This window comes from Flavobacterium sp., assembly GCF_036741995.1.
In the GTDB taxonomy this organism is placed as follows: domain Bacteria; phylum Bacteroidota; class Bacteroidia; order Flavobacteriales; family Flavobacteriaceae; genus Flavobacterium.
The window spans coordinates 2,738-24,549 of sequence record NZ_DAINRG010000035.1 but is presented as its reverse complement, the minus strand read 5'-3'; the positions used below and the strand labels follow the sequence as shown (position 1 = coordinate 24,549).

General features: G+C 35.4%; 16 protein-coding genes. 3 read left to right on the top strand and 13 right to left on the bottom strand.

All coding sequences use genetic code 11. The annotated features are described in order from the left end of the window. The 4 genes from V7D82_RS10095 to V7D82_RS10080 all read right to left on the bottom strand — a co-directional run. Positions 1-669 (bottom strand): CHASE3 domain-containing protein (locus V7D82_RS10095; RefSeq protein WP_333600856.1); only part of this gene is annotated, 669 nt, incomplete at its 3' end. A gap of 172 nt (positions 670-841) precedes the next feature. Continuing rightward, a complete protein-coding gene (locus V7D82_RS10090) occupies positions 842-1,342 on the bottom strand; it encodes a DNA-deoxyinosine glycosylase (protein ID WP_333600855.1) in 501 nt (166 codons plus the stop codon). 19 nt (positions 1,343-1,361) lie between these two features. Further along, positions 1,362-2,243, bottom strand: a complete 882-nt coding sequence (locus tag V7D82_RS10085; protein ID WP_333600854.1) for a pirin family protein — start codon at positions 2,241-2,243, stop codon at positions 1,362-1,364. A gap of 111 nt (positions 2,244-2,354) precedes the next feature. Then, the gene (locus V7D82_RS10080; RefSeq protein ID WP_333600853.1) at positions 2,355-2,885 is read right to left on the bottom strand and encodes a YceI family protein; all 531 of its coding nucleotides are present in this window, start codon (positions 2,883-2,885) and stop codon (positions 2,355-2,357) included. A 293-nt stretch (positions 2,886-3,178) separates the two neighbouring features. On the opposite strand from V7D82_RS10080, the gene V7D82_RS10075 reads away from it, so the two are divergent. Beyond that, entirely contained in the window at positions 3,179-3,718 is a 540-nt protein-coding gene (locus V7D82_RS10075; RefSeq protein WP_333600852.1) for a nuclear transport factor 2 family protein, read from the top strand. Positions 3,719-3,801: 83 nt separating this feature from the next. Then, a complete protein-coding gene (locus tag V7D82_RS10070) occupies positions 3,802-4,740 on the top strand; it encodes a nuclear transport factor 2 family protein (protein ID WP_333600851.1) in 939 nt (312 codons plus the stop codon). Between the two features lie 147 nt (positions 4,741-4,887). On the opposite strand, the gene V7D82_RS10065 is transcribed toward V7D82_RS10070, so the two are convergent. The 9 genes from V7D82_RS10065 to V7D82_RS10025 all read right to left on the bottom strand — a co-directional run bounded on the left by V7D82_RS10065 (position 4,888) and on the right by V7D82_RS10025 (position 15,840). Continuing rightward, complete coding sequence (locus tag V7D82_RS10065) at positions 4,888-5,172, bottom strand: hypothetical protein (RefSeq protein ID WP_333600850.1); 285 nt, start codon at positions 5,170-5,172, stop codon at positions 4,888-4,890. A gap of 17 nt (positions 5,173-5,189) precedes the next feature. Then, entirely contained in the window at positions 5,190-5,648 is a 459-nt protein-coding gene (locus V7D82_RS10060) for a hypothetical protein (RefSeq protein ID WP_333600849.1), read from the bottom strand. A 567-nt stretch (positions 5,649-6,215) separates the two neighbouring features. Further along, positions 6,216-6,932, bottom strand: coding sequence for a LytR/AlgR family response regulator transcription factor (locus V7D82_RS10055; protein WP_333600848.1), 717 nt, complete (start codon positions 6,930-6,932; stop codon positions 6,216-6,218). A gap of 10 nt (positions 6,933-6,942) precedes the next feature. Further along, complete coding sequence (locus V7D82_RS10050; protein WP_333600847.1) at positions 6,943-7,260, bottom strand: Hpt domain-containing protein; 318 nt, start codon at positions 7,258-7,260, stop codon at positions 6,943-6,945. Continuing rightward, positions 7,247-9,946, bottom strand: a complete 2,700-nt coding sequence (locus V7D82_RS10045; protein WP_333600846.1) for a PAS domain-containing protein — start codon at positions 9,944-9,946, stop codon at positions 7,247-7,249. Before V7D82_RS10045 ends, V7D82_RS10050 begins: the two co-directional genes overlap by 14 nt. A 31-nt stretch (positions 9,947-9,977) precedes the next feature. Beyond that, complete coding sequence (locus tag V7D82_RS10040; protein WP_333600845.1) at positions 9,978-10,397, bottom strand: response regulator; 420 nt, start codon at positions 10,395-10,397, stop codon at positions 9,978-9,980. A 144-nt stretch (positions 10,398-10,541) separates the two neighbouring features. Beyond that, positions 10,542-11,582 (bottom strand): PAS domain-containing response regulator, encoded by a 1,041-nt coding sequence (locus V7D82_RS10035; protein WP_333600844.1) that lies wholly within the window; start codon positions 11,580-11,582, stop codon positions 10,542-10,544. Between the two features lie 11 nt (positions 11,583-11,593). Continuing rightward, complete coding sequence (locus V7D82_RS10030; protein WP_333600843.1) at positions 11,594-12,016, bottom strand: response regulator; 423 nt, start codon at positions 12,014-12,016, stop codon at positions 11,594-11,596. Between the two features lie 11 nt (positions 12,017-12,027). Continuing rightward, positions 12,028-15,840 (bottom strand): PAS domain S-box protein, encoded by a 3,813-nt coding sequence (locus V7D82_RS10025; protein ID WP_333600842.1) that lies wholly within the window; start codon positions 15,838-15,840, stop codon positions 12,028-12,030. Between the two features lie 509 nt (positions 15,841-16,349). On the opposite strand from V7D82_RS10025, the gene V7D82_RS10020 reads away from it, so the two are divergent. After that, the coding region (locus V7D82_RS10020; RefSeq protein ID WP_333600841.1) for a beta strand repeat-containing protein at positions 16,350-21,812 on the top strand (5,463 nt) is incomplete at its 3' end.

The following is a 21,812-nucleotide window of genomic DNA, read 5'->3' as shown; positions in this document are numbered from 1 at the left end:
TTCAATAGTTCCTCTGATGACTTTGTCTTTGTACTTCATCGTAACTACGGTATTCAACTGCTCTTTTTGCACCTGAACTTTTCCTGAAAAAGCAGCCGCCAAACGGGCCAACAACCCTTTTTTGGATATTTTGTCCACCTTAATAAAGGTATTGGTTTTAATGCTGTCTAAAACTTTGTTGTAATTCAGCTCCGTAAACTCAAATGGCGAAACACTGTTTTTTTGATGGGTAGCCAACTGCTTATCGATAATAGAATCTATGGTGGATTTCAGTAGTACTATTTCGGCTTCGGTTTTATTCTTTTTTGTGACTAGTTTTTTAAAAGCAGCATTCTCTTTGGTAGCTCGTTTCAAACTGTCTAATAGGGCATTGGTTTCCTGTAAAGAGGCTAAATAGTGGTCTAAGGAAGCTTGGTCTTTAGTGTTGATATAGGTATTGAAATGCTCTTGCGATTGGTTAATGGCATTGTTTAGTCTGCCGGTAAAATCACTTACTTTATCGGCCGAAGCCACATCTGTAAAGGCTTTGGAGATTTTGTTTTCGTTGGCCGTTTCGTTATACCAAATAACCACAGCCATAATCTGTAAGAGTATGATGCACGCTAATAAAGTATAGTGCACTACTTTTCGGTCTTGAAACTTAAGTTTCTTAAAGTATGTAGAATTCAATATGGGACTTTTTAATACTTGTTTAGTGTAGGTTCAAACAAATGTTAAAGAGTTGGGGCGGCAAAATTAATTTTTTAATTTAATTTATTGGACAAAAATAAGCCACATTACCTTATTGTGCTGTAATACATTTCAACAATCCCTGTAGAATATGTTCTACAATGCAATCAATCTAATACTCTAAACAGTCTAGCAACCTGACACTCCATTGCTCAAATTTACCTTCCAAAGAAATTCCGGCATTTGCAGGACTGGTAGACGGTAAAGTAAACAGACTATAGACGCTGGTGCTTGTAAGGGTTATATATTTTTTAAAATATTTTGCCGCTTGTTGCCCGTTAAAAAAGATGTGGGTAATATGAGGATGCGCTTTCAAAAAGGCTTTAAAGTCGTTTGGAACTTCCTGGACTATGGCACTGTCTAAACTTCCTTTGCGTTCGCAAGCCTGCAATACATCCCACAAGGCTATACGATTTTTCAATAACAGCTTTTGTTTTTCATCATAATGAGTAGAGTACGTCTCATGGCAAAGGGCAAACAGTATTCTCCAAAAATGATTTCTTGGATTCCCATAATATTCACCAATAGCTAACGACTGCACACCTGGCATAGTACCCAATATCAGTACTTTGGCATTGGAGTTAGCAATATAAGGGAAGGAATAGATTTTCATATAACCAATGAATCCCAAATTAGTTGAATTTAGGCTCTGGCAAGGGCACAAATTCGGTTTCATTAGGCACTTTTGGAAAACGTTGTGCGACCCAGTCTTGTTTGGCTTGTTCAATTACGGCTTTATCGGAATGCACAAAATTCCAGTAAATGAAATGCTCTTCGGGGAATGGTTCTCCGCCAAAAAGATAGAGCGTACAATCCTCACTCATTTCAAAGCTACAAAGAGAAGCATCTTTAGCTACTAATAGTTGTTTGGTACCAAAGGTATTTCCTTCGCTGTTAATACTGCCTTCTAAAATATACAGGGCACTTTCGCCATAAAGTTCGCTGCCAATGGTAACAATGCTGCGTTGGGTACTTTTAATCTCTATAAAATACAGAGGGCTGTAAACCGGCACCGGCGATTTTCTGCCAAAGGCTTCCCCGGCAATCAACTTAATTGCTACGCCGTCTTGTTCCCATTGCGGCAGTTCGTGAGCTTCTATGTGAGCAAAGGAAGGGTCTGTATTTTCAAAGGCTTTGGGCAAAGCTACCCATATTTGCAGGCCGTGCATCGGTTTTTCGGTATGACGCAAATACTCGGGCGTGCGTTCGGAGTGTACAATGCCTTTTCCGGCGGTCATCCAGTTTACGGCTCCGGGTTGTATTTCCATTTCGGTGCCCAAACTGTCGCGGTGCATCATGGCGCCTTCAAACAAATAGGTGAGGGTAGAAAGGCCAATGTGAGGATGCGGTGGAATATCAATATTTTGATAATCCTTCATCAGAGCGGGTCCCATGTGATCAATAAATACAAACGGTCCCACCGCTCTTTTCTCTCTGAAAGGAAGCAAGCGCCCCACTAAAAAGTTGCCAATATCCGCAGCTCTTTCGGCTATAATCATTCCAATATTCGACATAAGAATAAAGTGTTATTTGATACTTACTAAGGTACTGCTTTCAAAGCAAATAAAAAAACCACAAAACTAGTGTGCTTTGCGGTTTCTTTACTGTCAGTACTTAACTGTGATTTATTGTTTTACGAACTGGATTTCGGCTACTAATTTAATTTCTTCACCTACCAAAACACCACCGGTTTCTAAGGCAGCATTCCAAGTCAAACCAAATTCTTTACGGTTGATTTTACCGTTTACCGAAAGACCAATTTTGGTATTGCCCCAAGGATCTTTCATTAGTCCGCTGTATTCAGTTTCCAAAGTAATGTTCTTTGTTACGTCTTTAATAGTTAAATCGCCATTAATATGGAATACACCTTCGTTTACTTTTTGTACAGAAGTAGCTTTGAAGCTAAGTTTAGGAAAGTTTTCCACATCAAAGAAATCAGCACTTCTTAAGTGATTGTCACGGTCGTCATTGCCAGTGTTGATGGAGTTTACTTCGGCGGTAAAGTTGATTTTAGAGGTTTCGAAATGATCGTCTTCGTTTTCAATTACAGCATCGAATAAATTGAATTTACCGGATACATTAGTGAACATCATGTGTTTTACTTTAAAACCGATTTCTGAGTGAGTAGGGTCGATTGCCCAAGTTGCTTTTGCCATTGTTTTATTTTTTAGTGTTTATATTTTAATTTTTTAACACTACAAAGGTAGCATGAGAAAACAAGCGACACACTTAACCTAGATTAAGAAATAATGATTAAAACGATAGTGATTGTGTTTCTGTGATTATTACTAAAACCTGATAATCAATTAGTTTGTTGCTAAATTTCTTCCTAATTTGTAAGAGTGTATGTTTTTTATTACTACATTTAATCCTCTTTTCTGACCTGCTGCTGCATAATGGTAAAATGCAATTCTTTAGTAACTCAATTATTAACTAAATATTTTACCTTATGAAAAAACTGTTATTAGTAGCGCTTTGCATTCCGCTATTTATTGGATGCAAAAAGGAGGCACCGGCAGAACCGGCAGCCACTACGACTCCTGATGCTGCATCGGCTCCCGTTGAAATTGCAGATGCCAAATACACTGAAATTGGTAAAAATGCTATTGCAGCGATGACCAAAGGCGATGTAGATGGTTGGATAGCCAATTATGCTGATAATGCCAAATACTATTGGAACGCAGGCGACAGTCTGGTAGGCAAACCCGCCATTGACAAGTATTGGAGAGATCGCAGAGCTAATGTGATTGACAGCATTTCGTTTAAAAATGACATCTGGATCCCGGTAAAAATTAACAAACCACAAAGTGTCGAAAAACCTGGTATTTGGTTGATGGGTTGGTATCAAGTAACCGCTAAATACAAAAAAGGTAAATCGATGACCCAATGGATGCACATACTGTATCACTTTGATGCCAATGATAAAATAGATGAAGTCAATCAATTTTTAGACAGAGCTCCTATTAACGCCGCAATGGCAAAACCTTAAAAATACATCGAACTCCCTAGTGTGTAACAACAGTAGGGAGTTTTTTGTTACACAAAATTTATAAACCAATTAAATCAAACAAAATGAAACAAAAATTAGCCTTAGTTGTATTGGTATTTTGTGGCGTAACCTATGCCCAAAAGAAAACCAACGGAACCATTTACAAAGAGCATCCTGCTATTGTTGCCGTCGAAGGAATGGTTCAGGCCTTTGTCAAAGGCGATGCCACGAAAGTGGGTTCCTATTTAGCTGACGATTTTAAATCGTTTAACGGTGTAAGTACCAATAAAGACCAAAAAGGAGGCACTAAAGAAGACTTCCTGAAAGAAGTAACTTATTGGAAAGACAACACCGATTATTTAAGCATCACCAGATCACAAGGAGCCTACCCGGATGCTTTAGAATATAAAGAAGATCCTAACAACAAAGATGTTACTTGGGTACAAACTTGGGAAGATCTAAAAGGCGTTGATAAAAAAACCGGCGTTAAGTTGGATATGCCAATGCATCGTTTGTTTATAGTGAACAAAGACAATAAGATTAAAACCATCATTAACTATACCAATAATAGTGTTTTTAATGAAATTGGCGATAGTTTTTCCGATAGAACCAACGGTACTATATACAACCATCACGAAAACATCAATACCATCCGAAAAATGATGTATGCTTTTGAAAACAAAGATTATGACAGAGCTTACAGTTTTTATGATGAGAAAGCTACTTTTTCGGATGTCAATGCTACCTTGGACAAGAGCATTAGTTTAACCGAACAAAAAGCCAACGATAAAAAACTTTTGGAAAAATTTGATTTGGTTTCCGTTGATATGGTGGGTTATCCTGACTATTTGCATTATGAGATGGGCGATGCCAGAATTGTGCAATCGTGGTGGAATTTTAAACTGGTGCGCAAATCAGACAAAAAAGCGATTACCATGCCGATTTTCTTCATTGACAGTTTCGATGATAAAGGCAAAATCGTATCTGAAATTGCCTATTACAGTGCTAAATTATTAGAATAAAACTATTCATACTGTTATGTAAATAAAAGAACCGATTAGATTACTAGTCGGTTTTTTTATCCAAAAATGGGCTGGCTACATACTTCATTAAGTAGAAAATCTGCTGATAATGAATTATTTGTTTTATAAAAACACCTAATGTTGTGTTTATAGCGAACAGAATTTCAGATGCAATATTCTTTTTTTAAAAGCAATAACTTTATCTAAGTTTCTTTTACTAAAAGTGAACTTAACTTCTTTTTGATCATCCAACACAATAGTAAAATCATATTCTTTTATTCTTAAATAATTAAAAAAATAGTTCAAAGTTTTTTCTTTCTCGTTGATTTTTATCTCAGCAATCGTGCTCAAAGAGATGGTTTGGTAATCCAAGGGATACAGAATTAGATTACTGCCTTGAATGGTGCCATATTTTGATTTGTAATTTTTCATCTTACTATATTCAGAATTTAACTTGCTTTGAGATATTGATTATTATTTTTTATTTTTCTCTTAATCAATGCCACTAATTTTGAAGCTTTTTCTTTACTAGTCTCATTTATTGGTACAGAAATGATATTGTGATCTATCGTAATCAACATTATACTATAGCTGTAATAGTTTTTAAAAAGAGAGAACAACATAATACAAGTAGCAATTATAAAGCTGAAAAAAATATAGTTGATAAAATAAGTTCTCAGCAGGTAGGTAGAAACAACCATAACCAAAGAAATCATAAATAAAGAATAATTGTTTTTTAAGCACCTATTTTTTTTGAAATAAATTCGCTTGATATCATTAATCTCATATTGCAGTAAATCATTGTCACGATTTAAGCAAACATGATTTTGAAAAATTAATCCAAGTGCGTTATAATATTCTAATTTATTGTTTGGCGAATTCACATGTATAGGCTTTATATCAATCATGATTTTAAGGTTTTAGGAGAACTAATTTGAAAGATATCTGGGGGGAGATACAATCAATTAAACTAGTCATAAGGGTAATCTTTTAATTTTTAAAAAACCGTTCCGACATGCCGGAACGGTTCTAGTGTCAAATAAAAAATAATAAACACAACCCATAAATTTCCATATTGGAAAGCGTGTTTGCTTTTAAAGATAAAACCACTTTTTAATGATGTTAGTTTCATCACTTGCTATGGCTTTATTGACTATTGTTTGCTGACAAATTTTTAAGTTTATGATATAATGTGCTGATTTATTCGGGTTCAGAGTATTTTATAACAGTATGAGTTTTATTTTGATATTGTTAGGGGTTTGTTATAGCAAATCTATTACAAAAGATAACTCCGGTTTTTTAATTCAGACGAACATCCCATTTCTGTAGTCGAATGGCTTTTTTTTTTAGATGAAAGGCTTTTTTATCGATATAATACTCGTTTGTTGGATGTCGGTATGGGTTTGATGCATAAAAAAGAGCAAACGTTTAGTTTACTCAGATTTAGAATTATAACAGAGAATTACTTGGATTTGCTATAATAGATTAAGTCGTTTCATTAACTCAGGTTTATTTCCTCTGCTGACAGGAATGACATCTTTACCAATTAAAACACTATTGTCTTCAATGTCAATTATCTTTTTGGTGTTGATTATATAAGATCGATGGATTTTTAAAAATAACTCGTTGGGTAATTTTTCTTCAATTTTTTTTAAGGTGGTATGTACGGTATAGGAAGTTGTATCTGTTTTAATACTAATATAATCTCCTTTAGCTATTACTATTGTTATAGTGGGAATATCAATTTTTATTAAACGGTTATTAATGTTAACATAAAATTCATTGGTTTTGTCTGCTGAAGTTTTTTTGTCATTCGGGGTATTGCCATTTTTAGTTGTATCAATTCTCCAATTCAATTTTTGCATTGCCTTTTCAAAACGCTCCTCTGTTATTGGTTTTACTATATAATCAACGATACAATCATATTCAAATGCATTGATAGCAAAATTTTTGTCGGAGGTAATCAGTACAATTTTTGGAGGATTTTTAATAGTGTTTATAAAATCAAATCCAGTAAAATCGGGCATGTGAATGTCAAGAAAAACAACGTCTACTTCATTTTTATTGAGGTATTTAATGGCTTCAATGGCATTGGAGAATTCACCGATTACGTTCAGTTCTGTATGCAATGAAATCATTTGAGCAATTATTGCTCTAGCCATCATTTCGTCATCAATAATTATACAATTCATGGATTTTAATTTATAAGCAATTTACAAAATGCTGCATTAAAGTTAGTGTTTTTTCAAATTCTTTTTGTAAATCTTTTCTACGATTCTCTTCAGATTCTTCATATTCATCCGCTAAATGATAGCTGTTTTCAAGACCCAGGATAGCTATTTTGTTTTTTAATTTATGTATACACTCCATTGTTTGTGACCACTTTTTGAGGTGCAAACTCACATAATACGCATCAATTTCAATCGGTAACTCAAACTTGAGTACCGCGATAAATTTTTGTTTTACCGTTTCATCATTTCTTGAAAGCTTGATGATGTATTCTAAATTAGGTTTCTCCATGATTTTTGGGTAGTTTGATAAAAAAAGTTGTTCCAATTCCTACTGCGCTTTCCATCCATATATCCCCATTATAATTAGCAATTATTCTTTTGACAATTGATAATCCGATACCCGTAGATTTTGTATCTTCAGAATAAGATTGAAACAGTTCAAAAATCTTTGTCTGGTACTTGCTATCAATACCTTGTCCATTATCTTTAATGGAAAAAATATACTCGTTTGCATTTTCTTCATAGGCTATTTCAACGAAACCTTCCTTCTTATCAATAAAGTTGACAGCATTACTTATTAAATTTTGAAACAATTGCTGCATTCTGAAACGGTCGGTATTGAGTATTGGTAATTCGTTCTGGATCGTCACAGTAACATTTTCAGGAATATGTATAATTTCAATACAGTTCTGAACTATCTCATTAAGGTCTATTTTTTCTGTAAATTCTTTACTTGAATCTACTTTGGAATAGGTCAAAATTCCTTGGATTAGATTATCCATTTTTTCAACTTTATCCTCAATTAATTCAAAATAGTGACTAGTAGCTTCAGTAAACCCTCTTCCGTCTTCTTTTATCCAAGCAATCAAAGAATGGATACTTCTCAAAGGCGATTTTAAATCGTGTGATACCATATGAGCATATTCATTGAGCTGCTCGTTTTGTATTTCCAATCGTTTCAGTAGTTGTTCTTTTTGAAGCTCTAATTTTTTATGTTCGGTTATATCTAAATGGATACCAATCGATCCAATAATTTCGCCATTGACATTATAATTAGGGGCACCACTGATTAACCAGTATTTTTCTTCACCTCCTTTAGTGTTAATGGTAATTTCGTGGGAATTTGAGAGCCCTTTTATTCTGTCTTTTATCTTGTCTTTGAAAAGTAATTTACTTTGGTCTTTTAAAAATAAATCCGAAGGTTTATTTCCAATTAATTCGGCAGCAGTAAATCCACTCATTTCTATAAATGATTGATTAGCCAGCTTAATAATGTCGTTAGTATCAACTTCCAATAGTCCCATATTCATATTGGCTATTATATTACTATATTTTTCTCTTTCGGATTCCAAACTTTCTTTGTACTTCTTTTGGATGGTAACATCCTCATAGCTCCATAGATATCCATCTAATTTATTTCCTTTGTAAATAGGAATAAAACTTCGTTCTAAAACTCTACCATCAACAAGTTTTATCGCTTCGGCAGTGACTATTTCTTTTTGGTCTAAAATTTCGGTTGTTCTGTTTACAAATAGATTTGGGTCTTCAAAAAAATCTTTAATTCCAATGGTAATTAGCTCACTGTCAAATCCTTTTAGTAGATCTGTTTCAGCTTCTATATCAAATAAAGAACAGAATTTGGTGTTGACTAAAAGTATTTTTTTGTTTTCATCTTCAAATAAAATTCCGGATTGCAAATTGGCGATCAAGGAGTTTAATCTATTCTGTGATTCTATCAATTGCTGGTTTAATTCCTTTTCTAAAGAAATATCTTCCTGAATAGTAAAGTATTTTTTTATTTTTCCGTATTCATCATGTAAAGCCTGTCCTTGAATACGTACCCAATATTTTTGTTTGTGTTTAGTATAGTTTATAATTTCACAGTAAAAAGGCAATCCGTTTTTAATTTGTTCCGTGAGATAATTTATTGTTTTTGGGTCAGTTTCCGGGCCGTGTAGTAAAACATCAGGTTTTTGGCCTATTATTTCTTCAAGACTATATTCTGTCAATTCTAAAAAACTGGAATTTACCCATTCAATTCGACCATCTTTATTTGAAACCAGTACCGGGTTACTGTTTCTTTCCGCTATAGAGGAAAGCAGTACCAATTGTTCTTCTCGTTCTTTTTCAATGGAAATGTCTTCAACAATAGCAAAATACTGTGATACATATCCTTTGGAATCTAATATAGGTTGTCCTGTTATTTTAGACCGAAATGTTCCGCCCTTCTTTTTACTGTGTATGTATTCAACATCAAACGCTTCTCCCTTATAAAAAGCATCGACCATTTTGATTATTTCCGCTTTATTAGATAGTCTACCCCGTCCAACCTCAATTAATGATTTTCCAATAATTTCTGCCTGAGAAAAACCGGTTAAATTTATAAAAGCTTCATTACACCAAAAAATATCTCCCTGAGGCTTTGTAAAAACCACACCGTTTTTATTGGCACTCGCTACTAATGAAAGTTTGTTTAGTTCTTCTTTATCAATTTTAAGTTGTTTACTTTGCTTATCAATTGTCTTAATTAGGTTCTTTAATTCGGTGTTATTTTTTGCTTGATCTTCCAGCACGTGAAGTATTTCTAACAAAGAATCATGAAAAGCAAAGTCTGTTCGATTTAATTTTTTTTTACTGACCTCTTCTAAAGACATGAACCAAGGTGATCCTAGAAAAATAAAATCACTCTGCTGCTGTTCAAATTGACCTTTTAAGGTCAAAGCATTGAATCCTTTGGAAGTAAATATAACGGATTGATGGAGTAGTGTCTTGAAATTTTTGGGTAACACATTTTCTTTAAAAGGCCTAATCACGGTAAAATAGTCAGTGAACGACTTATCTTTTTCCAAATCGGGCATCATCTTAGCAATACTTTTACCAAAACTCTTAATCGTTAGATTTCTATCAATTAGGATGTAAAAGGGGAAAATATTGTTTAAAGAAGAATCTGTAAAAGTAAATTGTAAATCTTCCATATAATACCAACACGTTTAAAAGTGATTAACGTTAATTTATTTTTGATATTAATTCATTACAGCTCCAATAATCCAATAATTTTTGAATTTTAAAAACGTAATCTTCGTATTTCAAAGGCTTTAGAATATATCCGGCAATGCCAATTTTATAGCATTCCTTCACATCTTTGTAATTATTGGAAGTAGTTAGTATAATGGTAGGGATGTATTTTAATAAATCATCATTTTTTAAAATAGTTAAAAACTCTATTCCATTGAGTTTAGGCATGTTTAAATCTAAAAGGATGATATCCGGAAGATTTCTCTTTTCGTTTAAAATAGTTAAGGCTGACTCGCCATTATGAGCTTCAATAATTTGATGTGCTGTCTGTAAAGATTCTATGACCCTATTGAATTTCATAATTTCAATGGTATCATCTTCTATGAAAAGGATTTTTAATGTTTTCAGCATTTTCTTTTTTGAATTTATTCGGTAAAAAATAGTGGAAGAAAAAAGAATTTTTGTTTCAGCCCATTAGATTTTTACAGATGACAATGGATTCACAATATAGTGAGAAATTGATGAAATTATAATAACGTTAAAAATAATTGGTTTTTAAAGTTCAGGAGTATCCTGGTTTATATTCAATTTTATAGCTTCCGATTTATTGGAGATATCTTTAATGATGGCATCTAGTTCTTCAGCTGATTCTAGTATGTAGTCTAAAAATTTTTCATTTTCAGAATTATCTATGTCATAATTTTTAATAATATCAATAAGGCTCATCATTCGTGCCAATGGAGCTCTAACGACATGGGATTGTATCCAGGCAATTTCTTTCAGTTTCTCGTTTTGGTTTTCTATAGCTTCAACATAGGCAAAACGCTCAGTAATGTCATTGGCTAATATAATTCTTCCGGTAGTATTTTGAAATGGTATAGTGTTGCTCAGAATTTCAACACAAATGACTTCACTGTTTTTCTTTTTATGTCTAAAATGGCCTAAGGAATGCGTGCCTTTGGTTTTATTTAAAAATTCAATCCTTTCCAGCATTTCAGGAATGTCTTCTTCAGGCCTTATGTCTTTTATGGTCATGCCCAAGAATTCCTGTAATGAATAGCCATAATGTTTTTCTGCAGCTATATTCACATCTAAAAAACGTAACGTCTCTATGTCATAAACCCACATGGGTTGTGGACTTAAGTGAAATAAATCACTATAGCGTCTTTCCGATGTTTCTAATTGCAGCAATGTTTTTTTTCTTTCAATACTGTAAATAATACTCTTGTATAAGGCATTAGCATTCAATTCATCTTTTATCAAATAATCAGAAATCCCAAGAGATAATGATTTGACACTAAAACTTATATCGGCATAGCCGGTTAAAATTATTAAAGGAATCTCATGGCATAATAGCGACATTTCTTGTATGAGTTCTTCACCACTTTTGTCAGGCAGAGTAAGATCTAACAGTACTAAATCATACTTTTGAGTAGTATCAGTTACGATAGCTTTAGCTTTTTTAAAATCTTTGGCCCATGAAAGTTTGTGAGCCTCAAAACGTTCCTCCAAATAGTCTTCAATAAGAGTGTAATCACCGGGATTGTCTTCGACGATCAGAATTTGATACTGTTTGTTATCTTTAATAGCTTTCATAGGATTGCTTTTTAAGGGAGTTGTACAATGCTAATCCAAAAATCCTCAATTTTGGCTACCGCCTGCATAAATTCATTGACATCAACAGGCTTTGTAATAAAACAATTAGCGTGATTATTATAGGCTTCAATAATATCTTTTTTGGAAGAAGAGGTGGTAAGCATTATAATGGGAATGTGCCGAAAACTTTTACTTGCTTTAATATATTGCAATACCTCTTGACCATTTTTCTTCGGTAAATTAATGTCTAGTAAAATTAAATTAGGTACTTCTGCATCCTGAAAAGGTTCTTTTCGATTCAAAAAATCAATCGCTTGCTTACCATCTTTAGCAACACTGACTTTATTAATTATTCTACCTTGCTCCAGAGCCTCTGTAGTCAAGAGAATATCCCCTTCGTTATCTTCAACCAATAGTACGTGAATTGCTTTCATATTTTTGTAGTTTATTTTTTTGGAATGGTGAAATAAAAAGTGGTGCCATAACCTTCTTCAGATTCTAACCAAATTTGCCCACGTAAATTTTCAATAATTTTCTTTGTAATGGTCAACCCCATACCAGTTCCTGAGTACTCTTCTTTGCTGTGTAAACGCTGAAAAATGATAAATATTTTATCAAAATACTCTTGACTTATACCAATGCCATTGTCTTTAATTTCAAATTTCCATGAAGTAGCATTTTCACTGAATGATATGGTAATAATAGGAGATTGGTCTGGTTTAGAGTACTTTAAAGCATTACTTATTAAGTTTTGAAAAACTTGTTTTATCGGAGCGGCATGAGTTTTTATTTTAGGAAGTTCAGTGTAGTTTATCTGAGCATTTTTATCTTCTATCTGCTTTCTATATAACAACCTGATTTCCTCAATAATCGAATTTACATCTACTTCTTCAAGCTTGGTTTCACTTTTGCCTATTCTTGAAAACTCTAATAAATCCAATATAATTTGACGCATTCGTCTGGCACCATCAACAGCAAAGAAGATATATTTTTTTCCCTTTTCATCAAGAACAGGCTCGTATCTCTTTTCAATCTGAGTCAGAAAACTAGTAACCATTCGTAACGGTTCTTGTAAATCGTGCGAGGCAACATAGGCAAACCGTTCCAATTCCTGATTAGATATGGCTAATTCTTTGATGTTGTTTTCTAAGGATCGGTTCATTTTTTTGAGTTTGGACTCCGTGTGTTTCCTGTCGGTGATATTTTTAAAATAAACAGTCAATCCCATTTCAGAAGGATAAGCATTTAATTCAAACCAATATTGAAGTTGCTTAGAAAACACTTCTAATCGTACAGGTCTTTTTTGGGATTTGGCCTTATAAAAGGCATTATGAATCTTCTCTGAAAGACTGCCATCATACAATTCCCAAAAATTTTTCCCAATCATTTCATCATATCTCTTTCCGGATAATTTTTCGGCTTCTTTATTCCAATAAGTGACATTCCAATTAGCGTCCAATGAATAAAATCCGTCCTGAATACTTTCGAGGGTATCCGATAAAGTTTGTGTGGTTTCTTTTAATTTTTGTTCCTGATTTTTTCGTTCCGTTACATCTCTTTCTATAGAAATCCAATGCGTATATTCACCTTTGTCGTTTGTAACCGGATTTAGTGAGAGTTGTACCCAATATTCTTTACCTTCTTTATTATAATTAATAATGGTAACTTCAATAGGTTGCCACGCATCAAGAGCCTCATAAAAACGCTTTAATTCTTCGGCATTGGTATTTGCGCCCTGTACTAATTGGTGTGTTTTGCCAATAATTTCATCCGGAGTATACCCACTCATACGGGTAAACGACTCATTTACATAAACAATTTTCCGTCCTCCTTCGCTTGAAGGTCTTGCTTCTTTAATCACCACTGCATCATTGGTGTTGGTGACTACTGATTCTAGTAATTTCAGTCTTTCTTCTTCTTGTTTTTGTTTGGTGACATCCCGCTCAATAGCTACCCAGTGAGTATACCATCCGGTAGCATCGGCAACAGGATTGATTGACATTTGAATCCAAAATTCTTCACCGGTTTTTTTATAATTTAATAAGGTTACTTCGTAAGGCTGCCATTGGCGTAATGCAGCACTTAATTTGTTTAGCTCTTCTCTGTCTGTTTTTGGGCCTTGTAATATCCGAGGGGTTTTACCGATAACTTCCTCCGAAGTGTATCCGGTCATTTTGGTGAAAGCCTCGTTGACATAGACAATTTTTGGCCCTGGTTCATCAAATGGTTCCGCTTCAGTAATTAAAATAGAATCATCAGTATTAGTGATTACAGATTCCAACAGTTTTAAGCGCAACTCTTCCTCTTTTTTCTTGGTGATATCCTGCATCGCCCCGATGATTCTGATAGCTCTGCCACTTTTATCCCGAATTACAATTCCTTTATTGAGTACATAACTATATTGACCATTATTTTTTTTGTATCGGTATTCCTCAATCCAATTAGTCTCTTTACTTCTAACAATAGCATAATAGCTCTGAGTTATTCTTTCCAAATCATCCGGATGTATGTTTTCCATCCACCCGGAAATATTTCTTTTAATGGCTGATAAGTTGTATCCGAATATTTTTTCAAAACCATCCCCCCAATAAATAGTATCAGCAATGATATCCCAATCCCAAACGGCATCAAAAGTAGCTTTGGTAACAAATTCAAAACGTTCATTACTTTCTTCAATTGCCTTTTTTGTTTTGATTCTTTCGGTAACATCCATCACCGTTGAAATCATTAAATTTTGTTTGTAGATAGGAATGTTTTTGGCATTAATGATTCGCTGCTCGTTGTTTTGAGTTGTAACGATAATTTCTTCCCAATTCATTCTGTTTTCATCACCACTTTTAATATCCTCCATTACCCTTTTTGTAATTTCTTTTCGGTACTCAGGATTAGGGTAAACTTTTTCGAAGAAAGTGGGAATGTCTTTCAAGATTTTATTTGGCCAACCATATATTTCAGTAAATTTTTTATTCATCCATATGGCTTTACTATCATCAATACGGTTGATGGAAATGCCAATAGGTAAATTTTCTAAAACTGTTTCAATAAAAAACTGCCTTTCTTGTGCCTGAGTTTCTGCTTTCTTAATATAAGTGGCGTCTATACCAACGCAGTACATTATGCCTTCTGAGGCTTGCCAACGTACCGACCAAATCATTGGGACTAGTGTACCATCTTTTCTTATATAAGTGTTTTCAAAATTGGTTAAATCAATGCCAGATAAAACTTCATTCTTTACTTTATCTGATTTTTCTATATCGTTGGGAATGACAAAATCAGAAAAATGTTTGCCAATTAATTCTTCAGGAGTATAACCCCATGTGGCAATAGATGCCGCATTCATTTTTACAAATCTCCCTTCACTGTCCATAGTACAAATAATATCTAGTGAGAGGTCAAGAACTTTTTGAAGCTCTTGTTGCGCTTTTTTAGCCGTTTCTTCGGCTTTTTTAATTTCGGTTATATCTTGTAAAATCCCTACTAATTTTTGAGGTTTTCCTTTTTGGTCAAAAACAAATTTCGCTTTAGAAAGTACATTAATGATAGAGTTATTTTTGGTCACAAATCGAAGTTCAATTCGATAATCCTCAAGTGTTTCCAGTATTTCCTTAAAATGCTCAGCTACTCTTTCTCTATCATCAGGATGGATGATTTCAAATGATTTTTCAAAAGTTATCTCAAATTCCTGTGGTTCATAACCTATCATCACATAGTTGCTGTCTGACCAAAATACTTTTCTGGTTTCTAAATCTAATTCCCAACGACCTAATTTAGAGATGGCTTCTGTTTGTTCAAGAATTTCATTTCCTTTCTCAATAGCTATTTTTGATTCAGCTATTTTTTTAGTCGATAAAATACTCTCGGTAACATCAGTAACACAATGAATGATGAATTTTAATTCAGCAGTGTTACTGAGCAAAGGAATATTCTCAGGTTTCCAGTATTTTAATTCAAAGTCAGATGTCCCCCGAATGGGAATATCATATTTTTGAACAGCCATTTTATGTTTTTTGTTGGTTTGAACAACAGTATGTAGTGAATGGGATAAATTCTTAACTCCATCAGCCGTAGGATCGGAATCATTATCCGGAAAAGCTTCAAAAATCCCTTTTCCAATTAAGTCATTAGCTTTTGAGTGTGTAGCTTCGAGATAGGCTTCATTGACATCAATAATAGTGAATTTAGGAGCGTCAGGAAGCAACACCAAACTAGGAGTGGGTGAAATTTTGAAGAATTCAAGTAGGGCCTTTTTTCCAATCATACTTTTCAGATAATTATACAATCCCATCTCCTTAGAAAAGAGAAAATGATTTCTATCAATATTGTTGGAGGCATAGGGGTTATCAAAGTTAGTTTTTTTTTTGGATTATTTATATGAATTTACTGTTAAAAAAACACACTTGATAAACCGCAATTTGCTTTTTACTCATTTCTTGCGGTTTACATTTTAAATAACCATCCGATATCAAAAAAATAAATAACTGTTGCTTATAAATTTTGTTTAGTAAAGCACTTAAACGATATTTTTTTTATTCGTCGCTATTTAATAGCGATTCAACTGTACAAAAATCACCTTTCGTCTAATTTCCCAAAATAGGACTAGCAATAGGTTTTACGTTTGTGAATAAATTGCATTTTTTAGTATTTAAACCTTACTGATATTGGTTGTTTCAATTGTGTTTTTATAATTCAAACAAATTATACCCATAGATTTTAGAATGTTTTCAACTAATAAATCAGAATATAGTTTTACCTAAAACTACCACAATTATGAAAAAAACAGTACTCAAATTGCTTGTCAGAAGCTTATTTATTCTTACCCTCCTGGGATTTTGTTATTCAGGTTATGGGCAAGCTACGGTTTTCAGTGATGATTTTGCAACATCTGCAGGAACAACTTACACAACAGCAACAGGTCCCATTGGTACTAGCCCCAAATGGAGCTTGACAAGAAGCGGTGTTGATTTTGGTGCCGGAATTAATTCGGGATTGATGTATTTAGCAAATGATGCTTCATCAGCGGGTAATGCTAACGGTTGGGTTTTAGCATCAACCAGTACCGGTTCTTTTGCAACACCTTATAATACTACTTTAAATGCCAATCCGGGAATGGTTACCTGGACATTCAACCTGCGACAACCTCAGGCTAATCCTAGTGGTTTTGCATCCGGAAATTATGGAGTTGCCTACATATTGGCCGGTTCATCAGGAACGACTAATGCTCTAGGGACTGGTTATGCTGTAACCCTCGGGAATTCAGGAAAAACCGACCCTTTGAAATTGGTTAGCTATAGTGCCGGACTTCAATCTGCCACACAAATTTTAGCTTCTAATACTTCGGGATTAACTGATTTTGGAAACACTTATTTGAGTGTAAAAGTAACCTTTACCCCAAGTACTAATACTTGGCAATTGTTTGTCAGAAGTGATGGAACCTCCTTTTTAGATCCTAATACAGGAAGTTTAACATCGCAGGGAACTGCTACCAATAGTACTTACACTTCAAGTGTTTTGCCAATAATGGGAGCGTTTTGGAATTCAAGTACAAAAGTAAACCAAACAGCACTTTTCGATAATGTTAAAGTAACAGTAGCTGTACCCACAACAACTTCTATAGCACCACCATCAAAAGTAGCCGGTACAGGAGCTTTTACACTTACAGTTAACGGAACTGGTTTTGTAAATGGTACCAGTATAGTGAGATGGAATGGTAGTAACCGAACTACCACTTTTGTTTCTGCTACACAATTAACTGCGGCTATCTTGTCAACAGACATAGCATCATCGGGTACTGCTACCATAACGGTTGCTAATGGTGTGGCTGTTTCCAATGGTCAAACATTTATTGTTGATACTGCGGGAGTGCCCAACATAAGTCTTTCTACCAGTGCTTTAAATACTATAACGTCGGTTACTGGTACAGCTTCTTCAGCTCAAACCTATTCAGTGAGCGGTAGTAATTTAACAGCAGATGTTATCGTTACAGCGCCAGCCAATTTTGAGGTGTCATCAAACGGAACAACTTATTCGGGCGCTATAAATTTAACCCGAACCGGAAATGTTCTTGTGGGTCAGCCTGTAACGGTTTATGCCCGTGTCAAAGCAACAGCACCATCAGGACTATATACTTCAACTATTGATCATACGACTACAAGTGGTACTACTAAGTCTATAACTGTTTCGGCTGCCGTAATTGCAACCAAACCAACCACACAAACAACAGGAGTTGCTTTTGCTACAGTTACTTCAACGACTTTTACAGTCAATTGGATTAATGGTAATGGAGCCAATCATTTGGTTTTAATCAAAAGTGGTAGTGCTGTTAATGCTAATCCGGTGGATGGTGTTACTTATGCTGCTATCAACTCCTTCGGCGCTGGTTCTGAAATTGGCACCGGAAATTATGTGATTTATTCGGGAAGCGGAAGTACCGTCAACATAACCGGATTGCAACCTAACACAGCTTACTATGTTGCCGTTTATGACTATAACGGTTCAGGAGGAACAGAGAGTTATTTAACAACTAGCCCGGCAATTGGTAACAGAACAACACTCAATGCCCCTGTAGGCTGGCAGATATACAACACTAATGCCACTAATACCATTACATTTGATAGTACCGTTGATGGTGTGAATGAAGGAACTTACCAGGCGGCAGGATTGTCACCTGCTTTAAGCAGTGGAGAGTTAAACTCCAATGCATGGGCTATTACCGGATTTAGTAATGGAGCCATTCCTTTTGGAGGAATCAGCACTGATGGCCAGGATTATGACAGAGGAACAGCTACTTCGGGCGTAACAGTAGGAGGTGTATATGCTTTTGAGACAGTAACTAATAATTATGCGCTGGGAATACAACCGGCAACTGGCGATTTTGTACCGGGTTCGGTAACACTTCGTTTTCAGAATCAAACAGGAGCTGCAATAACATCCGTAAGTATTGGCTATAAAGTATATGTTTATAACGACCAAGGAGCGTCAAGTAGTTTTAATTTTAGTCATTCAGCAGATAATTCTACTTATACGAGTGTTTCCGGATTGAATGTAATCTCACCGGCAGCAGCAGATGCAGCACCCACATGGAAATCCTATTATCGAGTAGTAACTTTAACGGGATTGAATATTGCCAATAACAATTATTACTATTTCAGATGGACAGGAGCTACCGTTTCCGGCAATACTGATTTTGATGAATTTGGATTGGATGATATCGTTATGGTAGCCAATCCGTCAACCAATTTTGCCTCCTTTAACGGAACGGCTGAAAACTTTGCTGTTTTGGGAAATACTTCTTTATCCGGAGCCACAACAGTTAGTGGTGATTTGACGATTAACAATGGTAAAGTCGACATCAATGGGAATACACTAACCCTTAACGGAACGGTAACAAATACCACAACAGGAGGATTAAAGGGCAGTGCTTCCAGTAACCTGACTATAAGTGGTGCTATTAGCCCATCATTGAGTTTTGATCAAACTACGTTAGGAACCACTAATCTCTTAAATAACTTAAGTATCAACACAACAGCTTCCAATACAGTTACAATCTCAAATCCTGTAGTAGTCAATGGCACTTTGACAACTGCTTTGGGACAAACTTTAAATATGGGTAGCAATGCCTTAACAGGTACCTTAGCTTCTATTGCCAATAACGGAACTATAGCTACACAAAACACCACTTTGTTGCCTATTCCTTCCGGTAAAACATGGAGCGGAACGGGTACTGTAAATTATAATGCTGATTCCTCAGCACAAACCATAGTGGCAGGAACGTATCAAAATTTAACATCATCTTCTACTGGTGGTGCTACAGCAGCCGGAAATATTACGGTAAATGATGTCCTTACTTTGCCAACATCCAACCCCTCTCCAACTGTAGGAAGCCTTTCCATGGGGACTTATACACTTTCTATGGGAGGTAGTGCTACTAATATAGGAATAGGTGATGTTACCGGAATAATAACCAGAAGTGGTATAGTCCCTAATATAGTTTATACTTTTGGAAGTCCCTACACCTCAATTTTATTTCCTAACATTGGGACATTGCCTACATCTATGAGCTTAAAAATTGCCATAGGAACAGCGCCAAGTTGGAGAACAGGAGCCATCAACAGAACCTTTGATTTTATACAAACCGGTGCATCTGGCACAAAGGCTGTTATCAAAGCCCATTATTTAGATTCAGAATTGAACGGAAATGTGGAATCAAAATTAGTAGATTGGGCTTATATAGTGTCATCAAGCACAACTTTGGAACAAGGAAGATCAAATTACAACACTACCGAGAATTGGATAGAACTAACGAATGTGAACGTTGGCTTGTATTTTACCGGAACTTTTGGTCAGGTTTCATTAACACTGGATGAATCAGCTGCAGGATCATTGACCTGGAATGGGTCGGTTAGTAATTCCTGGACTACAGCAACCAATTGGACGCCTAATGCCACACCATCTGACCAAACTGTGGTTTACATTCCAGATGCGGCTACCACTCCAAATGATCCTACATTAAATCCGTCAGTTTTGTTAGGCTCTTTGAATATAGAAACAGGAGGAATATTGAATGCTCCTGATAATTCCCAATTCACAATCAATAACGGAGCAGGGGCTTGGATAAACAACGGAACCTACAATCCTGGAGGAGGGACCAGTGCTGTAATTTTTACCAGTGCCGATGCTACGATGGCGGGTTCGACTATTTTTAACAACATTACTATTAATTCGGGGGCCACTTTACGACCATTAACCGATAATGTAATGCAAATCGGCGGTTCATTTACTCTGAATGGAAGTTTTAGCCCGGGAGCAATTGAAAATACCGTAATCTATTCGGGAACCAATCAAACCATTGTCAACCCGAATACAGGTTTACAAGCTTATCATAATTTAATTATCAACGGAACCGGGGCCATTTTTCCAAGTTCTTTGAATATTACAGATAATTTAACACTGAATCAGTCAGTCGATTTTACGGGTAAAACCATAGTAATGACAGGTATGGAACCACAAATTATTTCCGGTACTGTACCACCAACATTCAATAATTTAACGATTAACAATACTGATGGAGGAGTTACTTTGGCAACCAATGCCACCGCGAACGGAACACTAACACTTACTTCCGGAGTTTTAGATATAGGGAATTATAATTTACTACTAGGGGCTAATGCTGTTTCAGGGAGCTTTTCTGCCACCAATATGGTGGTGGCCAGCGGCACAGGTGAGTTAAGGAGAGCGTATACAGGAATTGGCTCATATACTTTCCCTATAGGTGATTTAACAGATACAACGGAGTATTCACCAATTACTATAAATATAACAGCCGGAACCTTTTCAAGTGCCTATGTTGGAGTGGCAGTGGTTGATGCCATTCACCCTAACAATTCAAGTACTGCTAACAACATTACTCGTTATTGGAAAGTTAAAGAATCCGGTATTTCAGGAGCCATTGCTACTATTACGGCTAATTATCTTTCTGCCGATATTACAGGCACAGAAGGAGATATTGCCGGGGGTCAGTTAAACGGTACTTTTAATCAGATTACCAATCCTTGGATAAAATATACTCCTTTAGCAAGTAACAGTTTTACGACCTCAGGAGCAACATTAACAGCAGGTCAAACAGCAACATTTACAGGCATCAAAGGCGGTGCGTTTAGTGCCTTGATTTCGGGCTATGGAACTTTTTGTTTGAACAGTACCGTTACTTTAACAGCAACACCAACCGGTGGTAATGCTCCTTACACATATTTATGGAATAGTGGATTGGGAACGCAAGCTATGGTTTCGCCATCAACTTCTTCGGACGGAACAGTTACCTATTCAGTTACCGTAAAAGATAGCAATGGAATTACAGCAACCGATAGTGCCAATTTAATAATATTACCTTATTCGGTTGGAGGAACTGTTTCATCTAATCAAACTATTTGTAGTGGAAGTGCGCCAGCCGATGTTACCTTATCAGGTAATATCGGAAATGTAATCAACTGGGAAAGTGCCTCAGATAATGCTTTTACCTCTCCAACAATTATTGGTTCAACGGCCACAACTTTAACAAGTGCCATGATGGGAGTGCTTACGGCCACAACCTATTTCAGGGCTGTGGTTCAAAGCGGATCCTGTTCAACATCCAATTCTGCTTATGTTACGATAACGGTTAATCCAATCATACCTGCAAGCGTTAGTATTGTAGCATCGGCGACCACCATTTGTGCCGGAAGTAGTGTTACCTTT

Coding starts and splice junctions, on each gene's coding strand:
- V7D82_RS10055 (WP_333600848.1), bottom strand. CDS start 6,932: ATGAATTGTATAATTATTGATGACGAAATGATGGCTAGAGCAATAATT.
- V7D82_RS10045 (WP_333600846.1), bottom strand. CDS start 9,946: ATGGAAGATTTACAATTTACTTTTACAGATTCTTCTTTAAACAATATT.
- V7D82_RS10070 (WP_333600851.1), top strand. CDS start 3,802: ATGAAACAAAAATTAGCCTTAGTTGTATTGGTATTTTGTGGCGTAACC.
- V7D82_RS10090 (WP_333600855.1), bottom strand. CDS start 1,342: ATGAAAATCTATTCCTTCCCTTATATTGCTAACTCCAATGCCAAAGTA.
- V7D82_RS10065 (WP_333600850.1), bottom strand. CDS start 5,172: ATGAAAAATTACAAATCAAAATATGGCACCATTCAAGGCAGTAATCTA.
- V7D82_RS10025 (WP_333600842.1), bottom strand. CDS start 15,840: ATGATTGGAAAAAAGGCCCTACTTGAATTCTTCAAAATTTCACCCACT.
- V7D82_RS10080 (WP_333600853.1), bottom strand. CDS start 2,885: ATGGCAAAAGCAACTTGGGCAATCGACCCTACTCACTCAGAAATCGGT.
- V7D82_RS10040 (WP_333600845.1), bottom strand. CDS start 10,397: ATGCTGAAAACATTAAAAATCCTTTTCATAGAAGATGATACCATTGAA.
- V7D82_RS10050 (WP_333600847.1), bottom strand. CDS start 7,260: ATGGAGAAACCTAATTTAGAATACATCATCAAGCTTTCAAGAAATGAT.
- V7D82_RS10075 (WP_333600852.1), top strand. CDS start 3,179: ATGAAAAAACTGTTATTAGTAGCGCTTTGCATTCCGCTATTTATTGGA.
- V7D82_RS10030 (WP_333600843.1), bottom strand. CDS start 12,016: ATGAAAGCAATTCACGTACTATTGGTTGAAGATAACGAAGGGGATATT.
- V7D82_RS10085 (WP_333600854.1), bottom strand. CDS start 2,243: ATGTCGAATATTGGAATGATTATAGCCGAAAGAGCTGCGGATATTGGC.
- V7D82_RS10060 (WP_333600849.1), bottom strand. CDS start 5,648: ATGATTGATATAAAGCCTATACATGTGAATTCGCCAAACAATAAATTA.
- V7D82_RS10035 (WP_333600844.1), bottom strand. CDS start 11,582: ATGAAAGCTATTAAAGATAACAAACAGTATCAAATTCTGATCGTCGAA.